The following is a 24,850-nucleotide window of genomic DNA, read 5'->3' on the forward strand; positions in this document are numbered from 1 at the left end:
CGTTCACACGTCGATGAACGTTGACACAGCCAAACGGTACTTCGAACTGATGGACGATCCCGACGCAGGAATCGACGAGGTGCTCGATCTGTACGCGGACGATGCCGTCCTCCGCTCACCTCGGAAGGGGACCATCCGCGGGAAAGACGATATCGAGGCGTTCTACGACGCGAACGCCGACTTCTTCACTGGCGGCGAACACGTCATGGAGGCCTTCCACGAGGACGGTAACGTGGTCGTCTGTGAGGGAACGTTAGACGGGGAAACGGTCGAAGGTCGTTCCTTCGAAGGTATCGGACTCGTGGACATCATGCGCTTCGACGACGACGGGAAGATCAAGGAGTTCCGTGCTTATCTGGACTACAGTGCGATACTGACCGAGCCACAAGAGGAACCGCCGTCGTTCCGCACACCGGTTCCAGAACCGGAAGTATAGCCCCGATCGGCGGGTTTCGACTGCCGTTGGTCGTCACCCCAACCCTGTACCCCGAGCGCTCGATGAACGGGTTTTTGACCGACGACTGGCTACCGTCTGGTGGTGGCGATGACGAACCGTTACCACGCTAAGACCCGGGTGATCTGTTTGACCACCTCTGCCGCCTCACACTGATGTGAGGGAATGACCCCACCCAAACCGACGAATTCTGTGCGAACAGTCGCTGATACGACTGTCCATCACGAGCGGTTCCCGGGTGCTGCTGCTACCGAGAGGGGGAGAGCACGACGGTGCGATCAGTGGATAGTTTCAGCCTGGCCAGGGTCCTGGCGGAATCGGGGCGTTGCTCACACTCCTATGCCGGTGCCGTCCTCACACCATCGTGAGCTTCCTGTCGTTCGAGGCGTCGGACCAGCTCCTCGTCGAAGACGATGCGTTTCTCGCCGCGTCGCTTCCGGACGGTCGCTGCGTCGTCGCCAAGATCCTCGAGGATCTGGAGCACTCGTCGGACGGTCTCGCTGTGTGGCGTGATGTCCAAGCCGGCTTTCAACACTGTCCCGACCTGGCCGGCAGTGAGACACCACCCGGCTGGCGCTTTGTCGGCGTAGTCGCGAACGTCGCTCGCGATGAATCTGGCTCGCTGCTGGTTGGCCGAGAGCTCGGATTCGGCGACGGGATCGGGCAAGGCGACGATGTCCTCCAGTGGGGTCTCGGTCTCGATCGTCGGTGACGCCGGCGCCGGCTCCGTCTCAGCGAGGTCGTCGAGGCGCTCCTGAAGGTCGGTCTCTGCGACTTTCGCTTTCACCGCTCGCCCGAGTGGGAAGCGGGTGCCGTCGTTCGCGATGACCCAGATATCGCGCTGATCGCCGCCGTCCCACTCGATGTGGGCTCGGGCTTCGAGCTCGTCGACACGCTCTTGGAGGCGATCGCGCTCGGCCTCGGCTGCTTTGCGTTGCTCGCGTTCCGCCTCAAGTGCTGCTCGCAGCTCGGCAGTCTCCTCGGCGACAATCTCCGCGACCTCCTCGCGGGTCAGGCAGTCCTCACACATCGGTCCTCACCCCCGGCGAATTCGAGGTGTCTCGGGGACTGGTGTGGTGTCGATCCGACTGCGTGCTGTGGAACATCTGTTCGGGCATCTGCAGACCCGTCCCCGGACTCGAACCGGGACGAACCGACCTCGGAACAGGCATCGCGACATGGCTGTAGCTCACGAGCGGTCGCTGCGCTGGCCCTCACCACTGCGCGGGTGGTAACTACCTGCCTATGCGTGGATTCGGTGGTCGCGCACTGCTGGGACGAGACGGGACCATCATTGGAGGAGCCCCGCTTTGGGCCAGCAGCGGCGACGGGAGCTCGACCAAGATCGGAAACGTTCCAACCCCCGCATAATCTTGCTCAGACTCACTGTGGCGCACAGCTCCATTCCTCCCGGGCGCCTCGCTCGATTGCCTGTCGTGGGATCGCTAAGACCTGCAAGTCAGTCTGGCGGAGTGCGTGGACGAGCTCCCGTCGTCCCGCTGGGTCACCCGCAGTCTCTCGCAGGCGTCGCTGGTACATGGGTGGTAACTCCGCACAGAGGACCGCTCGGAGAGACTCTTCGCGGACTTCGGTGACTAACAGCCAGGGGTCGCTGTCGTAGTCGGCGAGTGTGATGCACTCGCCCAGTTCGGGCAGGCGACTCATCGGCCACCTCCGACGGGGCCGCCCTCGGGCGGTCCAGAAAGCTTATTCCGGGCCTGCCCACACCGACCGAGTGAGTCCCGGTTCCCGCTTCGCAGTCCCCTCTCACTTGCCCCAAGCGCATCCACCGGGGCCCGATTGCCCACCTGTTTCAGCGCCGACCGCGGGTCTGACATGGTGCCCCGCGGGTCGGCGACCCCTCTTTGGGTTTCCAGTATGTTTGGTAGGGATGACTCTCGGTGCGGAAGCCTTCGCTTTCGAGGTCCAGGTAGGTGCTCACCCAGGCGTGTAAGGACAAATGGGTGTGTGAGTCCAGACGAGTTGTCGACGATACCCATCAGGAACCACCTCCTAAAGAGGTGAAGATCGCAGTACAGCGCTCGATATCGACCGACGGTTTATCTAGACACTGCCCTACCCACTCGGTGGGGCCCTGTTTGACCCCGTGCTCGCTCCTGAGCACTGACCCATCAATTGCCCCAGGGCCCCGTTTTTGCACGAGCGTGAGTGTGGTCCCAGGCACAGTAGACCGAGGGAGAACCGCAGTACAGCGCCTGATATCGGACCACCGTTTATAAGGCAGCCGTGTGGGGAGTTTCGTGGGGCCCTGGATACCCTCGCTCTCTTCCCCGTGAGTACTCGCCACACTCGCACCGGGGCTCCAGTTCTGGCTTGCAGCTGTAGCCGAATCCAATACCATGTGTGTTGGTAGCATCGTGATGCAACAATTACATCTACAACCGACAGCGTAGGGAATGGTGCCGGCGTAGCAAGGACCGCTTTGTCCGGCACGATTGTCAGAGGCACGTGACGACTGGCCTCGTCGCCTGGGTCGATGGGGCCAGCTGTCGCACAGAGACATACGACAGCGGTTCTCACAGCGGTAGTTATGCTGGGTTCCCACGTAGGACTGCGCAGGGACCCGGTTCGCCACCTGTTCGGTGGCAGTTCGCCTCTGACAACATCCATCCGGGTCCCGGTTCTGTTCTGCCGAGTGCCGACTGTGGCGGCTCATTGCCGGTCACCACCGTCGGCGACGACCTGGCGGGTGTCACAGACGCTCGCGAGCGTTTCGGCCTGGGCCCGGAGCAGCTGTGTCCCGGCGTCGGTCAGGCGATAGGCGTTCGTGCGCTCGTCCAGGGACTCCCGGCTGACGAGCCCGGCCTCGACCAGGTCGTCGAGGTTCTGGTAGAGGCGACTGTGGTTGATCGGCGACGGATAGCGCTCGTCGAGGTAGTCCTTGAGTGCGAGGCCGTAGGGCTCGTCCGCCACGCCGGCGATGGCCGTCAAGAGATCCCGCTGGAAGCCCGTGAGTTCGTGGTAGGTCGTCATGCGTGCTCACCCACGAACGAGGGGTCGGCGGTGGCTAGGATAACTCTGAGGCGGCGGTGTGAACGGGAGCGGATTTTCGGAGTGAGGTTCTCGTCTGTGGGTCGCTGTGGATGGTTCGTGGGCCGTGCGGCCGATGAACGGGAGATGAACGGGAGTGAACGGGAGCCGCGCTGTCTGGTGGTTTCGACCGTGAACGGGAGCGGTCGCGAGCGATGCCTCTCGTCGTGGGTGGGCGTGGTCGTTCTCATGGGTTCGGTGCGACGCAGTCGGATTCGGTGCGTCGCCTACTGCCAGATGAAACACTGTCTGCACTTAACTTTTGGTACGTGCATAAAGAAAGTCATGATAGGCTTGATTACCGGCGCTCTGGTCTTGTGATGTGTGCCTCGCGGCCCAGATCCCGAGATCGAGCCGGTCGATATACTCCATCACTTCGTGGTGTCACCAGAGCCTGCGTTCGTTCCCAAAGAAATCGCTGACAAGCTCGACGTGACAAAAGAAGGAGCTCGTCATCAGATGGAACGATTAGTTGAGGAGGGCCTTCTCGCACGGAAGAAGCCCAGTTCCCGCGTTGTGATCTACTGGATTACCGACGCTGGAAAGCAGTTCTATGCCGACAACGCTGAATCATCGTGATCTGAGTCGACCCACCAAATCACTGTTCTCGATGTCGGTTTCTTTCTGTAAACAGCGTTCCTCTGCTGTAAATCCTCTAACCGTCCGCGCATACCTTCTGCAGTCATTTCGAAGTGCTGCGCTACCTCTGCAGTTGTAAACGCGGGTTCGGGCGATTCACGCATCCACTGGACGATTTCAGAGTCTGCGACTGTCTTCTCACCCTGGGCCATCGTATAGCCACTTTATTTTGCACGTGCAAAAGGTTTTATGGTGGTCCAGATATATAATATGGAATAGGAACACACGCGCCGCTGGTCGATTTCTCACGAAATCGCCCCGGTGGTAGGACACCGAGGCGCGTGGTTCCGTGGAAGAACCAATGGCAACTACGCAATCCACTTCACAAGAACGTACCGGCTTCCCGTATGGGACCGCACTCATCGGGATCGATACCAACGGGCACGAGCACCGCTTCGCTGGTGGTGTAACCGATCGTCGTGTCTTCATCTGTGGCGGCGGCGAAGTCCTGGAGGTCCATGATCTCGACGCGCTCGCTACCGAGGGAGTTCTGGAACCAGTGACGTATGACGGAGAGTCATACAGTGCGACCTCTCCGCGGGCGTGGGTCGACGCATGGGCCGCTGACTGTGGTGGTTGGGCCGAGGTGCGGCTCGATGAGTCGCTGGTCGGGCAGCTCGTTTGCGAGGTCGAGGCATGACCTGCACCGTTGAGCAGCGCAAACAAGTCCGTCGTGCTGCGCGAGCTATCAGAGAGATAGTTCCGGTCGTTGCCGTCGATGTGGTTGCACCGAATGCAAGTCAGTACGATACGTGGACGCTGGATGCAGTACTTCAGGATTCCGAGGGGGTGCCACCTGCAGTCTTGCGTGAGCTGGCGCTGGGTGGGTTGACCTTGCAGCCGACGCCGTCGCAAGGTGAGTTTCAGCACGTAACGGCGACACTATAGCGCATTGACGTAGCCTGTTTGAACAAATAGCTGACGCTCACCGGGTAGCGCCGGCGGAGAATAAAGCCGCGATCAGTTGTGTTTCGATACTACTGCAATCTGATGTGACCATTCCGATGATCACTGCGATCACTACATTCATTATCGTACTGCTGATCACCTCTTTGATCAGTCCGCGAAACTTCGACTTCCAGTCGTCTTGAAGACGACGAACCGCCTGCATACCGAGGCTCCAGAGCTGCTCGCCGGCGCATTGAAGTCGGGATGGGGATTCGAACCCCAGTCCCAGAGACTGGGACTACCTACCCGATTCGTATGATAATATAATGTCTGAATACACTTAAAACTTTTGATTTGATAGGAGGATTATGATGGGGTTCGATTATTTCAGCGATACCTTTCGGCTTTCAGGCAATGGGACAGGTCGTCAGCGCGATGACTAAATGACTCAGTCCATCGCCGTTGTGGAAGAGTTCATCTACGAGTGGTCTGGAGCGGGTGTCGGTGGCGGGTCACCGGGCGAGAGGTGGTGACGACGATGCGGCGGATCTGAGTTTGAGAGGAGAGATTGGCACGTGTTTTGTATCCTCGCTAATTCGATACCCGAATTTCTATCAGTTATCGTACCACTTAGATTGGCTTGCTGAATAGAGAGCGCGCATACAGAAGCTGTGAACTTACAGCATCCAACTGCCTGAGATAGGAACTCTCACAATAGCAGCGGCAACCTTCTTTTTCTCTGTCATTAACCAGTGGGTTGTGAACCATTTTGTCACAGAAAGCGCAATCAAAGTGTATGGACGAACTGGAGTACGCTTTGGCAAGTATCCGAGGCCACCCTTTCGAAAATTTTGCTATGGCGTATCTACGGGAGCAAGGCTACGATGTTCATGAGAGTGGCAGGTCAGGCCCTGACGGAGGATGGGATGGCCAAATCGAACTAGGTGGTAGGGAAGGTATCGCTCACGCCAGCGTCCAGGAAACGTGGAGACAGAAGCTCCGGAGTGATGCAGAGAAAGTAGAGGATCTGGAGGAGGAGCGAGGAGAAGACTACGATCTCTTTGTCTTCGTCACCAACCAGGATGTCGGAGGCAGGCAGGAACTGGATATGGAGGACGAGATCCAGGACAAGTACGGTTGGAAACTGAGGATTCACCACCGGGAAGAGATCCTCGGAGAGGTCAGACAGAACAGCCGGGACTTAGCCGAGGTCTTTTTCGACGTCGACCTGCAGAAGAACCACGACCACATCGAGGACATAAACGAAATTCTGGAGAATCAAATAGAGGATATCCAGGCCCGGGAAGGGTATGCAAGCGAACTGATTGAAGGTCCTGCTGTCGTCCTCCATATCATCCCGAACGGCGTGCTGTCGAAGAACAAAACCCAGTCAGGGAGTATCCCGGAACCGTCTGTCCTGTTTGAGAGACTGACTTCCTACGGCGAACCAAAGGGCAAGTACACGATTTCATACGGTAGCGGTGGTTCCGGTACTGAACACCACTCTTATGCCGTCCTTCAGAATGACGGCCTGTACGAAACAGCTTCCGCTGACGCCTTCCACGAGAAACACGACGAAATCTGGTTACAGGGTTTCATTCAAAAAAATGTAGGTTTAGGCCTTGACGCGTCCATTGTACTGGCGGCAAGGAATACGGTCGAAGATCTGTCGGAGATGGGTTTCTCCGGCACCGCATTCGCATGTATCTCTCTTCTTGACGCCAGCGACGTCAGACTGGTAACCCCGAACGACATAGGCAGCAGTCTCCACAGATCCCCGAAGACTATCGATACTGACCGGTACACCACGGAGTATGCCACGCTGCAGATCGGTGATCAGCAAGTGATTAGCGATCTTGAACAGATTCTTGACGAGCTGTGGAGAGAGTTCGGTGCAGGCGATACACCAAATATCGAAGGCGGTCAGTGGGCGCTCGGAAACTACAACTCCAACGGAGAGACGGTTCTGCAGGAGGGCGACCGGTAGTACGTTCTTTCTGCCCCAATTTTAAACGTACTTTAGAAATATTCTACGTGAGACGCCTCCTGAAAATTTTCTGGATTTAGATATTTATTTTCGATATATTTCCCGCCCTTGGGTTTATACATTGCAACGGCGTAGGCCGGGGTATAATGGTCAGTACCCGTCCTAATCCACCTACACGGACTCTGGCCGGGCAAGGGGGTGAAAGCAAAGGTATTCTGTATCGATAAATACATATCTGCTGCCAGAAGCACAGTAGCGAACTACAACACGTGTATTGACCTGGGGCCCGTCCTAATCCACGAGGTTCTCTCAGGTTCAATGCAACCCTCGATTAGACATGAGTACGCCAGACGACTCAAACACACACAACACGAACGAATCGGAGGAAGAAAGCAGTGCAGACGAACCCAGCGAGATTGTGAGCCACGGCTATCAGGCCAAGCTCATAGTCCATCGGCGCGACAGGTACCGGTGCCGCAACTGTCGAGCGGGATTCGACGCAGACGATGCATCCCATCTGGATGCGGATCACATCGTTCCAGAAGGGGTTGGAGGAGCGAACACGCTCAGTAATCTCGGAACGCTCTGTCGGCGCTGCCACGAAGCAAAACACGGCGAAAGAGAGCACGCACCCACCATTCGGGCTATGTCCACTGGGAATATGATAAACAAAGATTTCCGGTGGTTCGTCCATTTCTGGAAAGAGATTCTTCCGGCATTAACTGAAGCTGCTACCGGACATAGAGTCGAACCAAAACACAGACTCAACGAAGAGTCACCATATCAGGCGTGGCACATCCCAATGGGAGATCTCCGTCGACTTGATGAGCTCCTTGCCGACATGGATGAAATCAACTACGCTGCTCAGGGCGTGCATCAGTATATGTAACGCTAAAACAGTTGCTCAAGGGTTTGAGAACAGGGTACCCAGCAACACTGGGACCCGTCCTAATCCAAGAGAAACTCACGCTTCTAGCCATATAAAGATATAGATGAGACTGGTTAGAGGGGACTTGGTGGTTTGATGTCAGTCGGTCGCTTGCTTGCCACAGATTGAAGCGATGTCTGTCTTGCCTGTGGGGGGTGTGGGGTGGGTTGGCGGAAGATTAACCAACAGCTAATCGATCTACCCCATTTTGTTGGTTAATATCTATATTATCGCGCAGCGCGGTTTTGACCCTCCAGAAAACTATTACCCGGACCTGCTGACGAGACGACCAGACAGCCATGCACACCCGAGCCCTCCGCACTGCTGTCCTCGCAGCGACCGTCCTGCTCGCGGGCTGTAGCGGCCCTGCCAGCCCTCCATCACCCAGCGCAGACGAGCCGACACCCACGGCAACGCCAGCGCCGGTGGAATCGCTCCCTTCCCCCGCGGCGTGTGGGACGGCTACCGTGCCACGCCCCGATCATGTCAACGAGGTCTCTCCCGCGACCTACCCGGAACCACCGGACACGGTGACTCGCTCGAGCGTGGTGAACTGGACACACGCCTTCGAGACGGCGTACTTCCGGAACGAACTGGTCGCCGGCGCCGCCGGCGACGACGAGCAAACGCTGACGAAGGTCACCGCCAGCGCGGAGGTCCGAAGCGTGAACCACACGGCGCGCGGGTATCTGCTCCGACTGAGCGATTTCGGGGCCACACACTACGCCTCGGGCATCCATGGCGATCACTGGCTGGACGTCGGCTACGTGGTCACCGAGACACGTGTGGTGCGGGTGCCGCTGGACGATCGCGACGATCCCATTCGGGCGACCGATGGAACTGTCGTGGTCAGCTGTCAGTAGCGACTCGTTCTACACACCGACTGTCTCCTGATTGGGCTACGGCCCATACCCACCTGTGCTGGTTACTTAGCTGGAATTCTCTCTGGGCTCAATTTCATCGATCACTTTCTCGACTTCTTGAGAGTAGTATTCAGCAATCGATCGCAGTGCTGGTGGGGCGGCTTGTTTCCCGACACTGATCACAACGCCCCCCAGTGGCCCCAGCCCAAAAGACTCTGCAACGTCCTCTGGAAGTAGAAGATGTCCGGAGACAGTCGCAAGATGCGATGCACTATTCGCGAGCGCCTCATTCCGCTGTTCCCACCCAATCACTTGTCCTCCAATTGAGTCGTCTACTACCGCAGTGTCGGTTATCTGAATATTGAGGTGCATCTGGAATTGGGGCTCTCCCTCAAACTCCAGAGTTCCTTCTTTGTCGTAGATGTGAATCTGATCTGTTGAGCTGCTCAGGACGTATCCGTACCCACACTCACAGACTGCCCAGCCAGGGAGGTCTTCTGGGAGGAGAAACTCAATGCAGATATCCAAATCACAGTCTGGATTCTGGCATTCGAACTCAGTTGATCGACCAGTCTCGGGCATATCCTATCGAAGAACATCGATCTGTGTAAAGCCGGGGTATGACCCCTCTCTCAGCACGGCTTTGGAGACCTCAAAACGGGCGTTTGGACTTCTGCAGAATTCTGAACGACTGGCTATTTATATACTCCTTCCAGGAGATGGATGGCGCATGGATCAGAACGGAAACACCGATCCCGAGTATGAGACGCGGTCCGACGCTCCAAGCCCGGCGAAACAACGGGAAGAAATTGTTCGAATCCTCGAGGAGAGCGAGGTCCCCTACGTCGCACTCTCGACGCTTGAACATCGGCTTCCATACGATACGTCGCGGCCGACAATCAAAACGCGTCTGGAAGAACTGGCTGCAGAGAACAAAATCCGCGACAAACCGTTCAACCCGTATGCGGACAAGCCGACTCGACTGTATTACCGCAACGTCGACGGGACAGAGTGGATGGCCCCGCCCGATGCTGAACTTCTCACCGACCACGAGCGACAGCTCCTAGATGCTGTCAGAGCTGAGGACGGCTCACTTCCCGAGGACTTCCCACGCGATACCCGATTGCTGACGAATGAAGAACAGCGGATTCTCGATAATCTCCGCGATGACGATGGTGATCTCCCTGATTCGCGGTACGTCCGAAGACCGTACGAGAGCATTGTCCTCGATACCAGCATCGGAGACTGCTTCTATCAGGGCCCCACCATTTTGGGCGATCTCGTCGTCGGTGGGTTGCTCATCACTGCCATCTCGTATCTGGCGTACGAGGCTGGCGGGATTCTCCCGGTCTCTAGTAGTCTCATCGGGTGGGTGCTACTCGTGGCGATCGTCGCGACGCTGCTGGGGTGTCTGGGAATCCTGGCGTCGGCCGGCAACCGAGCGATCAAAGAGGTGGTGGCATGACGCTCGTCGGGGCGTTCCTCTTTGGCCCCCTTACGTTACTGTTGCTTGTTCTGAACGGTACGCCTCTGACTATCGAATCTTTCCCCCAGTACTTGGCTGGTGGATTAGGATCGATATTCTGGTTTGCTGCGACAGCCGCATTGATATCAGCCATCTTCGGGCGTTCCCGGTAGAACGAAACCCGCTATGTTTCGCCGTGAAACACCCCCTCCCCCCGACCCACTGAAGTATCAGCCACCCGTCCGGTTGGACATGGTTCGCATCACAGAACCGAAGTCGCCCGTGGAGTACGAGATGATGTGCGGAAAAATACCATGTGAGTGCGGTGAGACGTTTTTCAGCACTGCTGCGTTTCACGGACATCAGGGACACTGTGACGGAGGGATTGATCAGTCTGCCTTTCTTGAAGAGGGTGTCATAGAACGATTACCACACCAAAGAGCAGGGTGAATGCTGAGATGGTATGGCCTCAGCGACCCTGCAAGATGATCCTTCGGTAGAGACGTTCTTCAATGTCGCGGAGACCGAGACATTAGCGTTGTTCGAGCACCTTTCCTTCGGATTTCTCGAAGAGTTCAACGTGTTCGCCCCGGCGCAGACGGGGCGAACACGAGAACACGAACCACCAGAGTTGATGCGTGGATTCCTCCATTGCTACTACCACGATATCTACGGGATCCGTCCCGTTGAACGAGAGCTTCGGAACACAATCGTTTGGCTGAGCTGTGGCTTCGATCGACCGCCGTCAAGAGACGCGGTCGATCGCTTTCTCACCGACCTCGAACATGTTGTCGACGAGGTCTTCGACCGACTCGTCGAGCAGGCCGCCCGGCGCGGCCTGCTCGACTTGACCTACTGTATCGATTCAACTGACGTGAGAGCGATGCCCGCCGATCAAGACGCCTCGAAGTGCTATGATCCAACCGACGACGAGTACTACTACGGCTACGGTTGCACGATCGTCTCGACCGGGCAAAAGATCCCGATTGCAGCCGAGTTCACCGAGAGTAAGCAAGCGCCAGAGGAGACGGCGATGCGCGTCACGCGTGACGCGCTCGCCGTCGCCACACCGATCTGGATGGTCGGTGACAGCGCCTACGACACGCTCGACTGGCACGACCACCTGCTGGCCGCAGGGGTCGTGCCAGTCGCTCCGTACAACGCGCGAAACACCGACGACCCGAAAGACATCGAGTACAGGGTCGAAGACCGCATCGAACAACACAGCGAGGATGTCCAGCTGAAGCAGTCCACGTTGGATGAGACGTACAACCGCCGTACTGGAGTCGAACGAACCAACGAATCAGTGAAGGACTGCGGCCTCGGGCGAACGCACGCCCGAGGCCGCGTCCACGCACGAGCGCAGGTGTTCCTCGCTCTATGCCTTCGCCTCGTCATCGCTATCACCAACTACGAACGCGGAGACAATCCAGGAAGTACGATCATCACGGTGTGAGAAGAGTTCTATGACACCCTCTTTCTTGAATGGAAAGCTCGTTGACCAGAGTAAGAGAACCACTCTCGAATTTATCTCCAACAGCGAGTTTTACAGTACTCCTCCCCACTCATCTGACCCATGCGCACTGGAGAGTACCCCAATGACTGGGACGATCGGCGCAAGCAGGTGCTCAAGCGCGACGACTACCAGTGCCAGGAGTGCGGCGCGACCGAGACCGTCCTGCAGGTTCACCACGAGACACCGATCTCGGAAGGCGGCTCACACGACCTCGCGAACCTGACGACGATCTGCCGGGATTGCCACGCTGCCGAACACCCGACGAAAGTGAAGCTCAACACGGCGATCCGCGAGCAACAACGAGTCCGAATGGAATACAGCTCTTCCAGCGGGACCCGTGTCCGTGAACTCGATCCGTACGGGATGGCGATGCACGAAGGGATCCAATACGTCGTCGGGCACGACTCCTACCGCGACGAGATTCGCATCTTCCGCCCGACCCGGATCAACTGGCTGACGCTCACGGATGACTCGTTTACCCGCCCCGATGGGTGGGAGACCTCCGAGTATCTCGCCCAGGAGATGGGGTTTCAGCGCTCCAGTAGCGATAGCGGCTGTTTCATCGCGACCGCCGCCTACGGGACTCCCCACGCGACCGAGATTGACAGGCTACGCGACTTCCGTGACGAGGCCCTCGACGGAACAGTCACCGGTAAGTGGTTCATCAGGACATACTATCGGCTCAGCCCGCCGATCGCCGACTGGATTGCACGCGGCGATACCCGGCAGCGAATCGTTCGGTGGGCCGTTATCGAGCCAATTGTCCGGCTCCTTGGTGTCTGCTGGCGTCGTCGTGACCATCGATAATCTCAGCTCCGGAAAGCCACTCACCCGAGCAGTATCTTCACACCGAGAGCGAGTACAACGACGACCCCCACGAGACCGGCCACAATAACGGCCAACTGAGGCTCAACGACTGCCAGTGCGAGGAGCGCCCCGACGACTCCAACAGCCCACAACGCATTCTCTTGTGTTTCGCTCACATCTGATTCGCCATCCTGAGAGACAGTTGTCGTTCGAGACGACGTGAGGATCGCGCCAAACACGAACCCAGTTATCGCGATGGTTCCGAACAGTAGTAGCAGTCCGTATGTGACCCAGGGGATATTCATCCGAGGTGGGTTCTCAGTCGTCAGGACCGACCTGGTCGTCCGAGTCGGGGTCGATGCTTCGTCGCTCACTGTCGGTTGCTGCGTCGTGGGCGCTGGTCCAGTGGTCCCGGTCGACGTTGATGTCGGTGTCGTCGTCCCAGACGCCGTCGTGGTAGCCGTTGGCGTGGGTGTCGGGGGCGGGGTTGCTGTCGGCGTCGGGGTCTTCTCAGCCGCCGTAGCTGTCGCCTGCCATTCGCTGGCGTTGCTCGTCAGCTGCTCGCGGATGTACCCTCGGTACTGGTCCACAGTCTCTTCAGCGTCCGCTCGCGCCGTTTCGGACAGGCCAGCGCCACCGAGCCGCTCCCGATCGTACACGACTAGCGCTGTCCCGGAGAGTCGTGGGTCGACGGTCGACGCCTCGACAACCCGACCGACCACACGATAGCGACCAGCTTCGGGTACGATCGCCTCGGACTGCTTGGTATTGCTGAGCCCGATATACGTAACGGACTCTTCCCCAGCCTCACCACTAGATGCCAGCCCGACACCAACGTGGACGACCGTATCCCCAGGGATCGGGATACAGCCAGCGCCGGGGACGGTCACACTGCTGGGGCCACACTTCGCGACGGAGAGCAACGTCTCCTGTGCCGAGATGCGTGTTCCAACAGCAGACAACTCTACCTGAACCACGTCACCACGGTGTGAGTCGAGTTGTTGAACAGAACTGACACTCGTTGCAGCAGGAGATACGGTCCCGATCACACCGACAGAACCCTCCGCGACACGGGGCACTGTCTCGACGGTGGCGTTTCCAGTGACAGCCCACTGCCGCCCGTCTCGCGAGGTGCCGATATATCGTGTCTCTGGTTGGAGTGAGAGATTGACCTCACCACCGCTCGTGTCTCCAGAGAGTTCCGTCACGACACGCCGAGCAAAGCGGCCTGGCGACCGGAACGTGGTGGCCGAACCGTGTGGAGCCAGTGTTGTCGTTGCTCGCTGATCGACGTACTGGTTCGCCACGTCAGTAGTGTAGGGAACCTGCCGCACGGTTGCCGCCGTCGCGATGTACTGATCACGGTAGGCCGGCTGGTCGGCAACAAACTCTCCGAATGTGACCTGCTGAGGGTCCTGATAGGTAAACTCCTCTGCGAGAAGGACGCCTCGAGCATTCCCTGGCGGGGGTACGAGGACTTGGCCCGCGATGGTCGCCCGCGCTGTCCTGCCGCGCTCGTCGGTCAACACCACGTACTCCGCGCCGTTATCGGCGATGAACAACGCAGCACGGTCTGGCACGGGCTGGCCAGCCGGGACAGCCGCTGAAACCGCACTTCGTTTGTCAGCTGCTGTCGAGTCGGACAGTTCGATAACGACCCCATCCAGTGACGACTGTCCCGCGACGGTGCCCGGCAGCAGGCCAAGCGTTATCGACACGATTGCGGCCACAAGGACACACGTAACGATTCGGGACCAACGCACAGCGGAACGACAGCAGCAGGGGATATGTCTTTTTGGAATCATTATCTATCCTGTCATTCACCACTGAGATGGCTGAAAGAATGTGCATGGCTTCGTATCTGGGCGTCGACTGGGGTGGAAATCGCTTGATTGTCCGCTCGAAGAGTGGCTGGCTCGCGATTTACGATTCCAAAGACATGGGGACCGTCGAGTTCACGCGGTTCATCCACAACGAGGTGCCGCCCCGTGTGACTCCGGAACTGACGAATTGAAGCGTGCGACCACAGGCAGTGTCAGTGTCTACTGCTGCCGTATTTGACGGCTAGTTTCTCAGCTTTGTTGTAACCCAAGTAGTGATCGAGATTCTCATCATCCAACTCGAGGGCCTCCAAATGAAACACTGATCGACAGCAATCTTTAGACCCGCAATATACCCATCCAGAACATAGTAAACTCCTTTCGCTCTTGCGTAGGAGATTGTTGATACTGGAGAGCGGTAGCTGCGGAGTCGAAGAGGACAAGGGCACCGCGTCAGCGGTGCCCGACACGAATGATTCCGCTAGATGTGTTTGGGTCGGAATCGGTCGCAGCGGACCTGCTGGAACAGGTTCGCTGGCGTGACGGTGTTACCTGTCCTCGCTGCCGTTCTGACCGGACGGTCAGAAACGGCAGCTACAGAGAGTTTCAACGGTATCTCTGTAAGAATTGCGACCGAACGTTCAACGACAAGACTGGCACAATCTTCGCTCATTCGAAGATTGCGCTCCGTCGGTGGTTGTTCTCAATTTACGCGTTCCTCCGGTTTAACAGGAGTCTCCGCCAACTACAGTGCGAAATCGGGGTGACACACAAAACGATGCACCGGCGCATCGAGCGCTTCGCCAGAGCGCTCGATGCGCCTTCTCTCGATCTTGTCGGACCCGTCGAAATCGACGAAGTGTACGTTTCTGCGGGGAAGAAAGGCCGCGAGCGCGACCGAGAGTCGCGCTCGCGTGGCCTGTCCACGCGCGGGCGTGGTTCGTATAGCGGCGACAAGCCACCGATCTTCATCATCGCCGATCGTGGTACCGGACAGCGGTACGTGATCCCGTCGAAAGCCGCAGATGAGTCGACGATTCGACTCCTGCTGGCCGATCGCCAGCAGGAGTCGCTCACCGTCTATACCGACGGCTTTCGAGCGTACGAACCGCTGGAAGACGACGACGCATTCAACCGCGAATACGTCGTCCATGGCGACGGTGAATACGCCGACGACGAGGTGCACGTCAACACCTGCGAGAGCCACGCGTCGCAGGTGCGACGGTGGCTCTCGCCCCACCGAGGAATCTCCAAAGACAAGCTAACACAGTATCTTAGAGCGTTTCAGCTACGCCGAGAGCTGTTTCGGAAACCCGGCCGAGACGCTCTCAAACATGCTGTTCAAGCAACGCTGTGAAATCAACAATGTGCTACGGATGAGCGACTCCTTTTTATGATTTCTCCACCGCCGGGGCCAGGCTACTCGGAAAAGGGTTGTCGAGCTGTGCTCAAGTCCGACCAGACGCCTGGATGAGCAGTTTTCGCGTTGATTGCACGTTTACGCCGATTGCTGGGTGGCCGGGTGGCAACGTTTTTGCCGGACCCACCCGACCCTATCTGATAGACGCTCCCCGCGAGCGGCGAGCTGTTGCCCGCCAGCGCCCTGTCCTCGCCGGACCACGCCGTCGAGAGCCATCGCTATCGCTCGCGAGCGTCGAACCAGTGTCCGCCGTGCCTGTCCACCGCCACAGGCGGACACCAGGAACACCCATCGGCCACCGGGGTGTGCCGGCTGCCGACGGACACACGCCCGTTCACACCGGGCGCCTGTGTGTCTATCGGTGCCGGGCAATCGGGGGCCACCAGCGACAGCTATGCACACGACCGACACCCCACCCGACGGAGTCGTCCGATGAATACCGACCAGCATCGCATCCTCGCGATCGCGACCGTCGTCGTCGCGAAGGTCTGCTTCGCCGGCGCCGCCCTCGCGAAGCTCGCCCAGCCTGGTCCTGAGGTCCTGCTCGGCGGCTATCTCGCGCTGGCGTTTGGCTGCTCGACCGTCTCCGCGGTCGCCTGGATGTCCCAGTGAGTGCCAGCGTCAAGTCTTTAACTAACAATTGGGTGCTTCGCATATTTTGTTGGTTAATACGGCTACGGACGATGGCCTTGCCACGCCGTCCGAGATCTTATCGAATCGGATTAGATTTTTATTTTGACACACTAATGGTAAGACTGTGAGTTCATTACCTGACCTCCCCAACTACAGTCATCCCGGGGATCTACCAGATGATGTTACGCTCAACAGTTGGGCAACTGATGTTCAGCGGAAGATGCATAAACTCTGGGAGAAAGAGCCGGGCCCGGATTATAAGCCTGGATACGAAATTGCAACTCAGGTCCCTGAGGATCCATCAAATGTCCAAGCGGCTATTATCGGATTAAATCCAGGCGACGGATCAGATAACGGCGAATATCACAAGTATATGCGCCCTCGTCTTGGCGAAAACCCGGAGTTCGGCGTGCCAACTGCCGGGGAGGGGCAATATGCTCGAGAGAATAACCCAACCAGTTCTGATGCCCCTCCACGGATTCGAAGCCGACTTTTCGCTGGTCATCAAGATCTCTTGGACCACGCAATCGAGATGAATCTACATTTCTTACGAACGGATGACGGACATGATCATAGTGAATTGCTAGATTCGATGTCAACATCTCATCGGCAAGCATACGAAGAGTTCTGTCGCTCCAGTGTCCGTGACATGCTTCAGATCGGGAGCCCCAATGTCGTTGTGGGCTTCAAGGGTGGCCACCAGACAGCAACAGAGCTATGCGACCATTTAGGGTTTGATGCACAGTCGCGCGATGACTCACCACATACGTATAGCCAGCCTGAAAAGCCCGAAATTAAGATTTATGTCGCCGATATGCAAGAGTGGCCGAATTCAACTGTTATCACTCTATCACACCACCTTGCCTGGAGGGGATGGAGTGAAAAACAGTTACAGTTCCTCGCTGATACTGTGCCACCGATAATCGACTCACAAACCTAATTCAACACCAGTAGTGCCGACCTGGGAAATTTTAAATAAAATATAAATTTGAGGGATAAGCTGCGCTGCAATCACACCCACCCTGTCTCCCGTCGGATTGTAATATAGTGCATCCGGTCCCGGTAGACACACTCGTCGATCTCGGTCTTGGCCCGCTCGGACAGCGGCCGCGTCGTCACGATCAACCACTCGGGACCCGCGGGCAGTGCGCTGGCATCTTCCTGAATCCGTTCCCACGATACCTCGCCGAACCCACGGCAGTACGGCAAGATTCGCAGCGTCTTCGACGGCAGCTTCAGATCAATATACTCGCCGACCACGACCTCTGCATTCCAGACCGAGACGCCGATCGCCGGGCAGTCTCGCACCAGCGCTAACACGACTCCACCAACGTCCTCGTCGGACAGCCGATCGAACGATTCCCGAAGCAGCACCCGCCCCGGCGAGTCGGGGAGCGATGTCGTTTGCACAGTGAAGCGTCTCTCGGAGTTGGAATCGTCAGAACCCACAGGACCACCACCCACGGAGTATCGATTATTTAAAAACTCCGTTTTATTTAGCAGAATAGTTCGTCCTACTGCAGTCTATCGGTTAACTGCGAAACTATCAGTATTTGTATCAGATAGATCGCGGCAAAATCGGGCCACTGTATAGACCCGGTGGTGAATGGAAGTTGGAAATCGCTGTATATACTACCAGCGGTTTAGCGGGTTTTCAGTTTTATGTACCCATACTAAATCATATATTTAGATATACTGTGAAAACCTGCTAAACCGGTACCCTCTTCTGTGGTGTTTCCATCAGAATGAACTCCATGTCGAGCCCGACTTCTTCGACCCAGGCCGACGACGCCACTGTATGCTGGGAACTGTCCGTCGATGGCAAACGATACTGCTATGCGACCACGCCGGACGAGAGCGCCACGGCCCTGGATATGGTCATCCTGATGTTCCTCGATGAGACTGAGACCGATTCATGGGACGACGTGGGTCGGTTCGCCGCGATCGCTCGTGACTATTCGACGCTGGAACCACGTGAGATCGCCGGAGTCCTTGGGGTCGATCTCCTCCGAGTTGTCTCCGCACCGGATCCGTCGGATCCGCCCTGGACGTTCTCCGATCCCCGCGGCGGGGATGTGGCCACGCTCCGGACGTGGACCGAAGCGTAAATTTCGGTTTAGAATCCCGTTACGACTGTCGACACCCGTCTTTTTGATCCCACCGTCGAACTGATACGCCATGTCGAACGACGACACTGTTGTCGGTGTCGACGCCTATCCCGCCGGCTGGCTCGCGACCACGATCACTCAGGGTGAGGGCACCGTCGACGAGCATGAGGATTTCGAAGCGGTCTACGACACCTTCGACCACGCCGACCGCATCCTCGTCGATATCCCGATTGGGCTCCCCACCACACAACGCCGGCGCTGTGACCAGCGCACGAAAGCCCTCCTCGGAAGCCGTGGCTCATCGGTCTTCTGGCCGCCAAGCGAACAGGCAATCATGGAAGACGACTACGAGGAAGCGAACCGAATCCACAAGGAAACCGTCGGCCACGGGCTCTCCCAACAGGCGTTCCATCTCCGCGCGAAGATTCGTGAGGTTTCTGCTGTCGTCGGCAACGACTACGACGGGCTGGTCCGGGAGAGCCATCCGGAGCTGTGCTTTGCCGCCCTGAACGACCAGCCGATCGCCTACTCGAAGTCCTCAGAGCACGGACGGGCACTCCGGATGCACCGGCTGAGTGAAGTCTTCGACCAAGCACAGGCCCTGTACGAAACAGCAAGGGAGGAGTACTTGCTCAAAGAGGTCCGCCGTGACGATATCCTCGATTCGATTGTGCTCGCTGTAGCGGCCCGTCAAGACGAGCTACATTTAGTCCCCAATGACGTAGTTGCCGACGAACCACGAATCTACTATCCTGAGTTGTCTGTACCGGGGATCACTGTCGATTGAGGCAGCAGCTCGACCGGTGAGTACCAACGCGACAGCGATGTTGCGACGCTGCCGATAGTCCGGGGACTCACTTGTTGGTCCACCCCCGCCAGTTCGATTACCAGAAGTGGCGAGATACCAGCGCTCCCATGCGGGTAAACGACGCTTGAGTGCCAGGACGGTAACTACAGATAGCGAGTCCGTGGAAAGCTCAATTCTCCCAAAGCGATTTGACACGTCCCTCAATAGCATCAAGCACGGTAGAATAGACGTCCAGCGGATGGCGCGATGACAGTGATAAGTCGGTAGCCTCTACAGCAGTTGGTGGTTGGTGAAAGTGCAGTCGTGCATTGTGTGGATTGGGATGACGATCCCAGCGACACTCCCAGTGGCTATCATCCTGGTGCGTTTCGATGTAGTGGAACGAAAAATCCTCTGTCGTGAACCAGCGAATATCGAGTCGAGCAGCTACGACAGCCTCAGGATACTGTTCCGCGTCAAATAGGGCATGAAGGAGGCGAGGTTCGTAGGTGTCTGGATCGAATTCCGTCTCCACAATGAGTGTCTCAGTTCGAAGGTGCCGGTCTAGAAGTTGTAGCGTCTGTCGGTCGGGTGGACCGGGCGACCCTGGATTCGAATCTGCTGGGTCTGGCACCATCTATGCCGAGATGAGATGCCCATCGTTCTCTGCGAGCTGACGGGCGAGTTCGTACAGTCGAATGTCTCGGATGACACCTCGCCACTCACTAACTGCGGCCATCCGGTCGTGAATCGTCTCGTGGCTGGCGTCATCGTACACGCTCACAGCAGCTGGATCGGTAGCTTCAAATTCTTCTTCATAATTGGCCCGTTCGTCTTCAAGTTCACCAACCCGGTCGATAATCTCCTCGACAGTCAGTTCGTTCGCAATCCGGCTGGCGTCTTGCCATTCTAGATATCCCTCGTTACGTTCGTACTGCGCGGATCGACCAGTACGGGTCACACTGACGATGCCCATGTCTACCAACCGGTCAAGGTGCTTTTTTGCAGTGTTTGGAGAGCAACCTGCGATATCTGCAATTTCGGCTGCAGGGGTGGGCGAGGTAATTCCCATAGCAACATCGTAGACACGAGTAAACGTATCTTCTCCCTGCTGCCACCGCCGCTCGGTGGCTGATGGCTCCGGCGCCGGGTCAAACTCCGTCATAGGCGCTACTACGGTTCCAAGCGCAATATATCTTTGTGGGATTCATATATTTGCGTTCAGTTGAGTGATACGGCTTCGACGGAGGGGATTCGTCGCTGGCAATAGCCGATGGTTTGTAACCAACAATACACTGCTGTTGGCCACTTTGTTGGTTAACAGTGTCGAGTCAGCACATCGGCTCACACCGGGTTTCCGGTCAACTGCCTCGGGGTCAAGCCCCGAGGCTTGTCAGTGGACTCCCGTTCTAACCGAGTAGCTCGGTAGGCGTGTAGTCGCCGTTCACGTTCAACGTCCCTGACTTGAGGGCCAGTTGACTGGTGGCCCATCCACCGCGAGACTTCTGCCCGCGATGGATATACCCGCAGTATCGGACGGCGATGTTCTTCGCCGCGTTGAAATCCGCGTTCACCTCATACCCACATGATTGGCACTCGAACGCCTTGTCGTCACGATTATCCTCGTGGGTAAACCCACAGTGCGAACACCGCTGACTCGTGTACGCAGGATTCACCGTGTCCACGAACAACTCGGTGGATTCGACCTTGTACTCGACGAGTTCCACGAACTTCGCGTAGGCCCACTGCTGGAACTTCGACCCATTAGCGATGTTCTCGCGGATATGGTCAAGGTTCTCGAAAATAATGCCGTCTACATCCGCGTCTTGGGCTTCCGCGATGAGGTCGTTCGCTCTGTTGTGCAACCAGTCCAGCGACCAATCCGAGAAGCGGCTGCCGATGGACTGAATCGTGAGGTGCGCGGAACGAGTGCCAGCCTGTTGCAGTTTGGCGCGGCGTTGTTCGTATTGGTTGCGCTTGTGGGTGAGGTAGTCTGCACTGCCGATGAACTCGCCCGTTGAGGTGACGGCGAACGCGCCAGTCACGTTCAGGTCAACACCGAGAACCACTCCGTTCTCGGCACCATCATCATCGTGACTGGCTTCTTGGCGTTCCGTTCCGTCAACTGTGTAGTCGGGGTTCTTCAACGTGACGTGCAGGTAGAACGTGTCGTCCTGCTTGTCGTATTGGAGCGTGGCGCTTGAGGCATCCCACGCCTCGCTCTCGTAGTACCTGCCGAACGGCGTGTTTTCTCGTTCGTCCTCGGGCGGAAGAACGTATTCAGTAGTGACTCTGCCGTTCGGCGTGGAGAGTGTGGCTTGGTCGTCATTGAACGTCGCAGAGCGTTTGTCGTACACGACGCTCCACGAATCGAACTCGGGTTGACTCGTCTGTTCGCCTTGCTTCAGTTTCTCGACTCCTGCATCAACGGCTTCGATGGCTCGGCGGATGCCTTTCTGGACGAGGTTGGCGGTGAGCTCGGTTTCATCGCGCAACTCGTCGTATAGAGCGTTTTCGGCCTTGCTCTTGCTGGTGATACAGAGGTCGTCGTAGCGCCACGCCCATTCGCTGGTACGGTTGGCGCAGTGCAGAAATTGGGTTTTGGTTTGATGGAGGTAGCCACGACGCTCTTCGGGCACATCGAGTTTGATGGGAACGGTGCGTCGTGGCGCGTCGTCCATCCGTGGTTCACATTTACGCTTGTTGCCTAATAAAGGTTTACGTGTAGAGTGGGGGAGTCGTCCCTGCTATCGAGCTTGGTGAGTTTCATCGAGTGTCGGCTTCCTCCCCGACCTCAAGGGTCGGGGCATCCGCCTCGTACCGCCTGTGAATTCCGGAATCTACAGTCAAACATCAGTGGCAGACGGTCGTACCGATGCTGGGGTGTTGAGACCGCCAACACAACGCTTCGAAGGGTCCATGAGGGACCGACACTGTCACCTATTCCTGCTGGACCACGGTATACCGAGCGTAGACCGGTGCCGCCAATTGCACCCCTTGGTCGCTGAGCCGATATGTCACGTCGACACTCGCGGGCGTCACTGCCACGAGCTCCTCAAACGAGACAGACGCCTCACTGACGACTTCCCCCTCCCGGTCCAGAACCGTCTGCACTGAGACGATGGGGGCCAACTCCTTCCCGTCGATGGTGCTCGTAATCCCACCCCCGACCTCGTCGACCCCAAGTTCGGTGTTGGCGTGCTCGGCAGCAGCTTTGGCGGCGGCCACGAACGCTTCTGTCCGCGCCCACTCGTCGAATGGAGTCGTCTCATACACCGGTTTGTGTTCCGGCTTGGCACCCTCCTGGACTTCGTCGTGGTTCGTGTGCTTCCAGACAGCAACGTACCGAACGGTATCGTTCTCAGGAATGTACTCGACGTTCTCGTCGGTCTCGACGACCTCGGTCGACACATCGGCAGCACTCTGTCCCCGGGCGGGTCCCTGGGAATCCGATATCGTCGGCTGATCGTCCATGGGTGTGTCCGTTGAGGTGGGCGTTGATGTTGGAGACTGAGTGGTCTGGTCCTGCGACGTCGCTGTCGGCTCAGTAGCCGGCGTGTCACCAGGCGGGCTCGCGAGACAGCCACAAAGCGAGGTCAGAGCGGTCCCAGTAGCTGCAAGGAGGGCACGGCGTTTCATATGGGAACTGCCTGCCGAATATCTCAAGTGTCTTGTGAAGAGTCAAAACCCAACCCCAGCTAGTAATATGAAACCTCCTGGTCACGTCTCATCGTCCGACGGCGGCCGGCTCGAGAGTCGATCGAACCGGCTCTGCGCAGCATCTTGTCGCGACTCGGTCGTGTCTGCGTCGTGTGCCCAGTCCGTAATCGACCCGGACTCGATTTCCACAGAGAAGATCGCATCCTGTTCCGCAGCCTCGGGCATCCCCGCTGCCTCCAGAACTGCATGGCCGACTTCTGATCCATCGCGTTCGAAAAACACCGTCGCGAACCCATCTTCGATTGTGTCGACGACCGCCGTATACGTGCCATCGTCGAGGTCGATAGTCTCACTCATTCGTATTGTTCTGTTAGCACAGTATCATTATAAAGATTCAAGGAGAATACCCGCACCTTCAGGCGCGGGATGAATCCGACACTCCACCCGACAGACCACCGACGACACCCCAACCGGACATTCAACCCTCGTCGTTGGTTTTAATAATCGTACTTTCATAACGTGTTATGAACACAGTACGATGCTGGAGACAACCCGCACCTACGTCGCACGCATCACGAACCACCAACAGGTTCGTGACGACCTCGACCAGTGTGGGTTCTCGGCATCCAAACTGTGGAACGTCGGTCGCTACTACATCCAAGAACGGTGGGACAACGACGGCGAGATACCCGACGAAGCCGAGCTCAAATCAGAGTTGAAAGACCACGAACGCTACAGTGACCTCCATTCTCAGTCAAGTCAGCGAGTTCTCGAAGAACTTGCTGAGGCGTTCACTGGCTGGTACAACTCCGACGACGGCAACAACCCACCGGGCTACCGGAAACGTGGCGACGATCACCCGCGCTCCACCGTGACGTGGAAGAAACGAGCCATCAAGCACGACGACAAATACGGTCAACTCCGCCTCTCGAAAGGGTTCAACCTGAAGGAGAGTCGGTCTGATTTCATCCTCGCAGAGTACGAAACTCGTCCCGACGTGATCGTGGAGAATATTCAGCAGGTGCGTGCCGTCTGGAACGGCGACGAGTGGGAACTCCACCTCGTCTGCAAGAAAGAGATACCAGTCAAAGACGCCCCCGGTGACAACACGGCGGGTATCGACCTAGGTATCAGCAACTACCTCGCCATCGACTACGAAGACGGCCCCTCTGAGTTGTATCCGGGGAACGTGCTGAAAGAAGACAACCACTACTTCACCCGTGACGAGTACGACACAGAAGGTGAGAACGGCCCGTCACGTCGTGCGCGGAAGGCCCGACAGAAACTCTCCCGACGAAAAGACCACTTCCTTCACACGCTCTCCAAGCACATCGTTGAGCGGTGTGTCGAAGAAGGGGTGGAGAAGATAGCGGTTGGCGACCTCAGTGACATACGTGAGGATGATAACGGCGATTCGCGGAACTGGGGTGCGTCGGGGAACAAGAAACTCCACGGATGGGAGTTCGACCGATTCACTCGTCTGCTTGAATACAAGGCCGAGGAACACAGTATCTTCCTTGACCGTGTGGACGAGGAGAACACGAGCAAGACGTGTTCGTGTTGCGGGAAGATTCGGGATAGCAACCGTGTGGAGCGGGGTCTGTACGTCTGTGCGTCGTGTGAGACGACGCTGAACGCGGACGTGAATGGTGCGGTGAACATTCGCAGAAAGATAACTCAGAGTCCCCCGTTGGGGGATATGAGTAACGGCTGGTTGGCACAGCCCGGAGTCTTCCTGTTCGACCGCGAGAGCGGACGGTTCACACCGAGAGAACAGGGAGACTGCAAACCCTAATATCCCAACGCTCGGGATTCCTCCGGCTT

28 protein-coding genes are annotated in these 24,850 nt (G+C 57.5%); 16 read left to right on the forward strand and 12 right to left on the reverse strand.

Going from position 1 to position 24,850, the window contains the following annotated elements; all coding sequences use genetic code 11:
• Nucleotides 1-13: 13 nt before the first annotated feature.
• On the forward strand, nt 14-436 hold the full coding sequence (locus tag Hhyl2_RS21360) for a nuclear transport factor 2 family protein (protein WP_483552804.1): 423 nt from the start codon (nt 14-16) through the stop codon (nt 434-436).
• A 355-nt stretch (nt 437-791) separates the two neighbouring features.
• Here Hhyl2_RS21360 and Hhyl2_RS21365 read toward each other — a convergent pair whose 3' ends face one another.
• The 3 genes from Hhyl2_RS21365 to Hhyl2_RS21375 form a co-directional block, all read right to left on the reverse strand.
• The gene (locus tag Hhyl2_RS21365; protein WP_483552805.1) at nt 792-1,484 is read right to left on the reverse strand and encodes a hypothetical protein; all 693 of its coding nucleotides are present in this window, start codon (nt 1,482-1,484) and stop codon (nt 792-794) included.
• A gap of 353 nt (nt 1,485-1,837) precedes the next feature.
• On the reverse strand, nt 1,838-2,119 hold the full coding sequence (locus tag Hhyl2_RS21370) for a hypothetical protein (protein ID WP_483552806.1): 282 nt from the start codon (nt 2,117-2,119) through the stop codon (nt 1,838-1,840).
• Nucleotides 2,120-3,127: 1,008 nt separating this feature from the next.
• Nucleotides 3,128-3,448 carry a helix-turn-helix transcriptional regulator gene (locus tag Hhyl2_RS21375; protein ID WP_483552807.1) on the reverse strand — a complete coding sequence of 107 codons (321 nt, stop codon included), beginning with the start codon at nt 3,446-3,448 and terminating at the stop codon, nt 3,128-3,130.
• Nucleotides 3,449-3,829: 381 nt separating this feature from the next.
• On the opposite strand from Hhyl2_RS21375, the gene Hhyl2_RS21380 reads away from it, so the two are divergent.
• Nucleotides 3,830-4,084: a hypothetical protein gene (locus Hhyl2_RS21380; RefSeq protein WP_483552808.1), complete on the forward strand. Its 255-nt coding sequence runs from the start codon at nt 3,830-3,832 to the stop codon at nt 4,082-4,084.
• Between the two features lie 382 nt (nt 4,085-4,466).
• Here the strand turns inward: Hhyl2_RS21380 and Hhyl2_RS21385 are convergent, their stop codons facing one another.
• Complete coding sequence (locus tag Hhyl2_RS21385; RefSeq protein WP_483552809.1) at nt 4,467-4,604, reverse strand: hypothetical protein; 138 nt, start codon at nt 4,602-4,604, stop codon at nt 4,467-4,469.
• A gap of 176 nt (nt 4,605-4,780) precedes the next feature.
• Here Hhyl2_RS21385 and Hhyl2_RS21390 point away from each other — a divergent pair, with 176 nt between their 5' ends.
• The 4 genes from Hhyl2_RS21390 to Hhyl2_RS21405 all read left to right on the forward strand — a co-directional run bounded on the left by Hhyl2_RS21390 (nt 4,781) and on the right by Hhyl2_RS21405 (nt 8,810).
• Entirely contained in the window at nt 4,781-5,032 is a 252-nt protein-coding gene (locus Hhyl2_RS21390) for a hypothetical protein (protein ID WP_483552810.1), read from the forward strand.
• A 796-nt stretch (nt 5,033-5,828) separates the two neighbouring features.
• On the forward strand, nt 5,829-7,019 hold the full coding sequence (locus Hhyl2_RS21395; RefSeq protein WP_483552811.1) for a restriction endonuclease: 1,191 nt from the start codon (nt 5,829-5,831) through the stop codon (nt 7,017-7,019).
• A 337-nt stretch (nt 7,020-7,356) separates the two neighbouring features.
• Entirely contained in the window at nt 7,357-7,908 is a 552-nt protein-coding gene (locus Hhyl2_RS21400) for an HNH endonuclease (RefSeq protein WP_483552812.1), read from the forward strand.
• Nucleotides 7,909-8,246: 338 nt separating this feature from the next.
• Nucleotides 8,247-8,810 carry a hypothetical protein gene (locus Hhyl2_RS21405; protein ID WP_483552813.1) on the forward strand — a complete coding sequence of 188 codons (564 nt, stop codon included), beginning with the start codon at nt 8,247-8,249 and terminating at the stop codon, nt 8,808-8,810.
• Nucleotides 8,811-8,876: 66 nt separating this feature from the next.
• On the opposite strand, the gene Hhyl2_RS21410 is transcribed toward Hhyl2_RS21405, so the two are convergent.
• The gene (locus Hhyl2_RS21410) at nt 8,877-9,392 is read right to left on the reverse strand and encodes a hypothetical protein (RefSeq protein ID WP_483552814.1); all 516 of its coding nucleotides are present in this window, start codon (nt 9,390-9,392) and stop codon (nt 8,877-8,879) included.
• 61 nt (nt 9,393-9,453) lie between these two features.
• On the opposite strand from Hhyl2_RS21410, the gene Hhyl2_RS21415 reads away from it, so the two are divergent.
• From Hhyl2_RS21415 to Hhyl2_RS21425, 3 genes are all read left to right on the forward strand, one after another.
• Complete coding sequence (locus tag Hhyl2_RS21415; RefSeq protein ID WP_483552815.1) at nt 9,454-10,275, forward strand: hypothetical protein; 822 nt, start codon at nt 9,454-9,456, stop codon at nt 10,273-10,275.
• A 463-nt stretch (nt 10,276-10,738) separates the two neighbouring features.
• Nucleotides 10,739-11,731 (forward strand): transposase, encoded by a 993-nt coding sequence (locus Hhyl2_RS21420; protein WP_483552769.1) that lies wholly within the window; start codon nt 10,739-10,741, stop codon nt 11,729-11,731.
• Between the two features lie 120 nt (nt 11,732-11,851).
• Complete coding sequence (locus tag Hhyl2_RS21425; RefSeq protein ID WP_483552816.1) at nt 11,852-12,598, forward strand: CFI-box-CTERM domain-containing protein; 747 nt, start codon at nt 11,852-11,854, stop codon at nt 12,596-12,598.
• A gap of 20 nt (nt 12,599-12,618) precedes the next feature.
• Here Hhyl2_RS21425 and Hhyl2_RS21430 read toward each other — a convergent pair whose 3' ends face one another.
• A complete protein-coding gene (locus Hhyl2_RS21430) occupies nt 12,619-14,178 on the reverse strand; it encodes a hypothetical protein (RefSeq protein WP_483552817.1) in 1,560 nt (519 codons plus the stop codon).
• 269 nt (nt 14,179-14,447) lie between these two features.
• Here Hhyl2_RS21430 and Hhyl2_RS21435 point away from each other — a divergent pair, with 269 nt between their 5' ends.
• The 4 genes from Hhyl2_RS21435 to Hhyl2_RS21450 all read left to right on the forward strand — a co-directional run bounded on the left by Hhyl2_RS21435 (nt 14,448) and on the right by Hhyl2_RS21450 (nt 17,411).
• A complete protein-coding gene (locus tag Hhyl2_RS21435; RefSeq protein WP_483552818.1) occupies nt 14,448-14,612 on the forward strand; it encodes a hypothetical protein in 165 nt (54 codons plus the stop codon).
• A 278-nt stretch (nt 14,613-14,890) separates the two neighbouring features.
• Nucleotides 14,891-15,775: an IS1595 family transposase gene (locus Hhyl2_RS21440; protein WP_483552819.1), complete on the forward strand. Its 885-nt coding sequence runs from the start codon at nt 14,891-14,893 to the stop codon at nt 15,773-15,775.
• Nucleotides 15,776-16,270: 495 nt separating this feature from the next.
• Nucleotides 16,271-16,450 (forward strand): hypothetical protein, encoded by a 180-nt coding sequence (locus Hhyl2_RS21445; RefSeq protein WP_483552820.1) that lies wholly within the window; start codon nt 16,271-16,273, stop codon nt 16,448-16,450.
• Between the two features lie 145 nt (nt 16,451-16,595).
• A complete protein-coding gene (locus Hhyl2_RS21450) occupies nt 16,596-17,411 on the forward strand; it encodes a hypothetical protein (RefSeq protein WP_483552821.1) in 816 nt (271 codons plus the stop codon).
• 71 nt (nt 17,412-17,482) lie between these two features.
• On the opposite strand, the gene Hhyl2_RS21455 is transcribed toward Hhyl2_RS21450, so the two are convergent.
• A complete protein-coding gene (locus Hhyl2_RS21455; protein WP_483552822.1) occupies nt 17,483-17,881 on the reverse strand; it encodes a hypothetical protein in 399 nt (132 codons plus the stop codon).
• Between the two features lie 344 nt (nt 17,882-18,225).
• On the opposite strand from Hhyl2_RS21455, the gene Hhyl2_RS21460 reads away from it, so the two are divergent.
• Together Hhyl2_RS21460 and Hhyl2_RS21465 are read left to right on the forward strand one after the other, a co-directional pair.
• On the forward strand, nt 18,226-18,579 hold the full coding sequence (locus tag Hhyl2_RS21460) for a hypothetical protein (RefSeq protein ID WP_483552823.1): 354 nt from the start codon (nt 18,226-18,228) through the stop codon (nt 18,577-18,579).
• A 70-nt stretch (nt 18,580-18,649) separates the two neighbouring features.
• Nucleotides 18,650-19,366, forward strand: a complete 717-nt coding sequence (locus Hhyl2_RS21465; RefSeq protein ID WP_483552824.1) for a DUF429 domain-containing protein — start codon at nt 18,650-18,652, stop codon at nt 19,364-19,366.
• A gap of 190 nt (nt 19,367-19,556) precedes the next feature.
• On the opposite strand, the gene Hhyl2_RS21470 is transcribed toward Hhyl2_RS21465, so the two are convergent.
• From Hhyl2_RS21470 to Hhyl2_RS21490, 5 genes are all read right to left on the reverse strand, one after another.
• Nucleotides 19,557-20,003: a toxin-antitoxin system TumE family protein gene (locus Hhyl2_RS21470; RefSeq protein WP_483552825.1), complete on the reverse strand. Its 447-nt coding sequence runs from the start codon at nt 20,001-20,003 to the stop codon at nt 19,557-19,559.
• Nucleotides 20,004-20,531, reverse strand: a complete 528-nt coding sequence (locus Hhyl2_RS21475; RefSeq protein ID WP_483552826.1) for a DUF7342 family protein — start codon at nt 20,529-20,531, stop codon at nt 20,004-20,006.
• 244 nt (nt 20,532-20,775) lie between these two features.
• Nucleotides 20,776-22,047, reverse strand: coding sequence for an RNA-guided endonuclease InsQ/TnpB family protein (locus Hhyl2_RS21480; RefSeq protein WP_483552827.1), 1,272 nt, complete (start codon nt 22,045-22,047; stop codon nt 20,776-20,778).
• A 259-nt stretch (nt 22,048-22,306) separates the two neighbouring features.
• A complete protein-coding gene (locus tag Hhyl2_RS21485; protein WP_483552828.1) occupies nt 22,307-23,005 on the reverse strand; it encodes a hypothetical protein in 699 nt (232 codons plus the stop codon).
• 81 nt (nt 23,006-23,086) lie between these two features.
• Nucleotides 23,087-23,383 (reverse strand): DUF3006 family protein, encoded by a 297-nt coding sequence (locus Hhyl2_RS21490; RefSeq protein ID WP_483552829.1) that lies wholly within the window; start codon nt 23,381-23,383, stop codon nt 23,087-23,089.
• 181 nt (nt 23,384-23,564) lie between these two features.
• On the opposite strand from Hhyl2_RS21490, the gene Hhyl2_RS21495 reads away from it, so the two are divergent.
• On the forward strand, nt 23,565-24,821 hold the full coding sequence (locus Hhyl2_RS21495) for an RNA-guided endonuclease InsQ/TnpB family protein (protein ID WP_483552830.1): 1,257 nt from the start codon (nt 23,565-23,567) through the stop codon (nt 24,819-24,821).
• Nucleotides 24,822-24,850 lie beyond the last annotated feature (29 nt).

This window comes from Haloarcula sp. H-hyl2 (assembly GCF_056934385.1).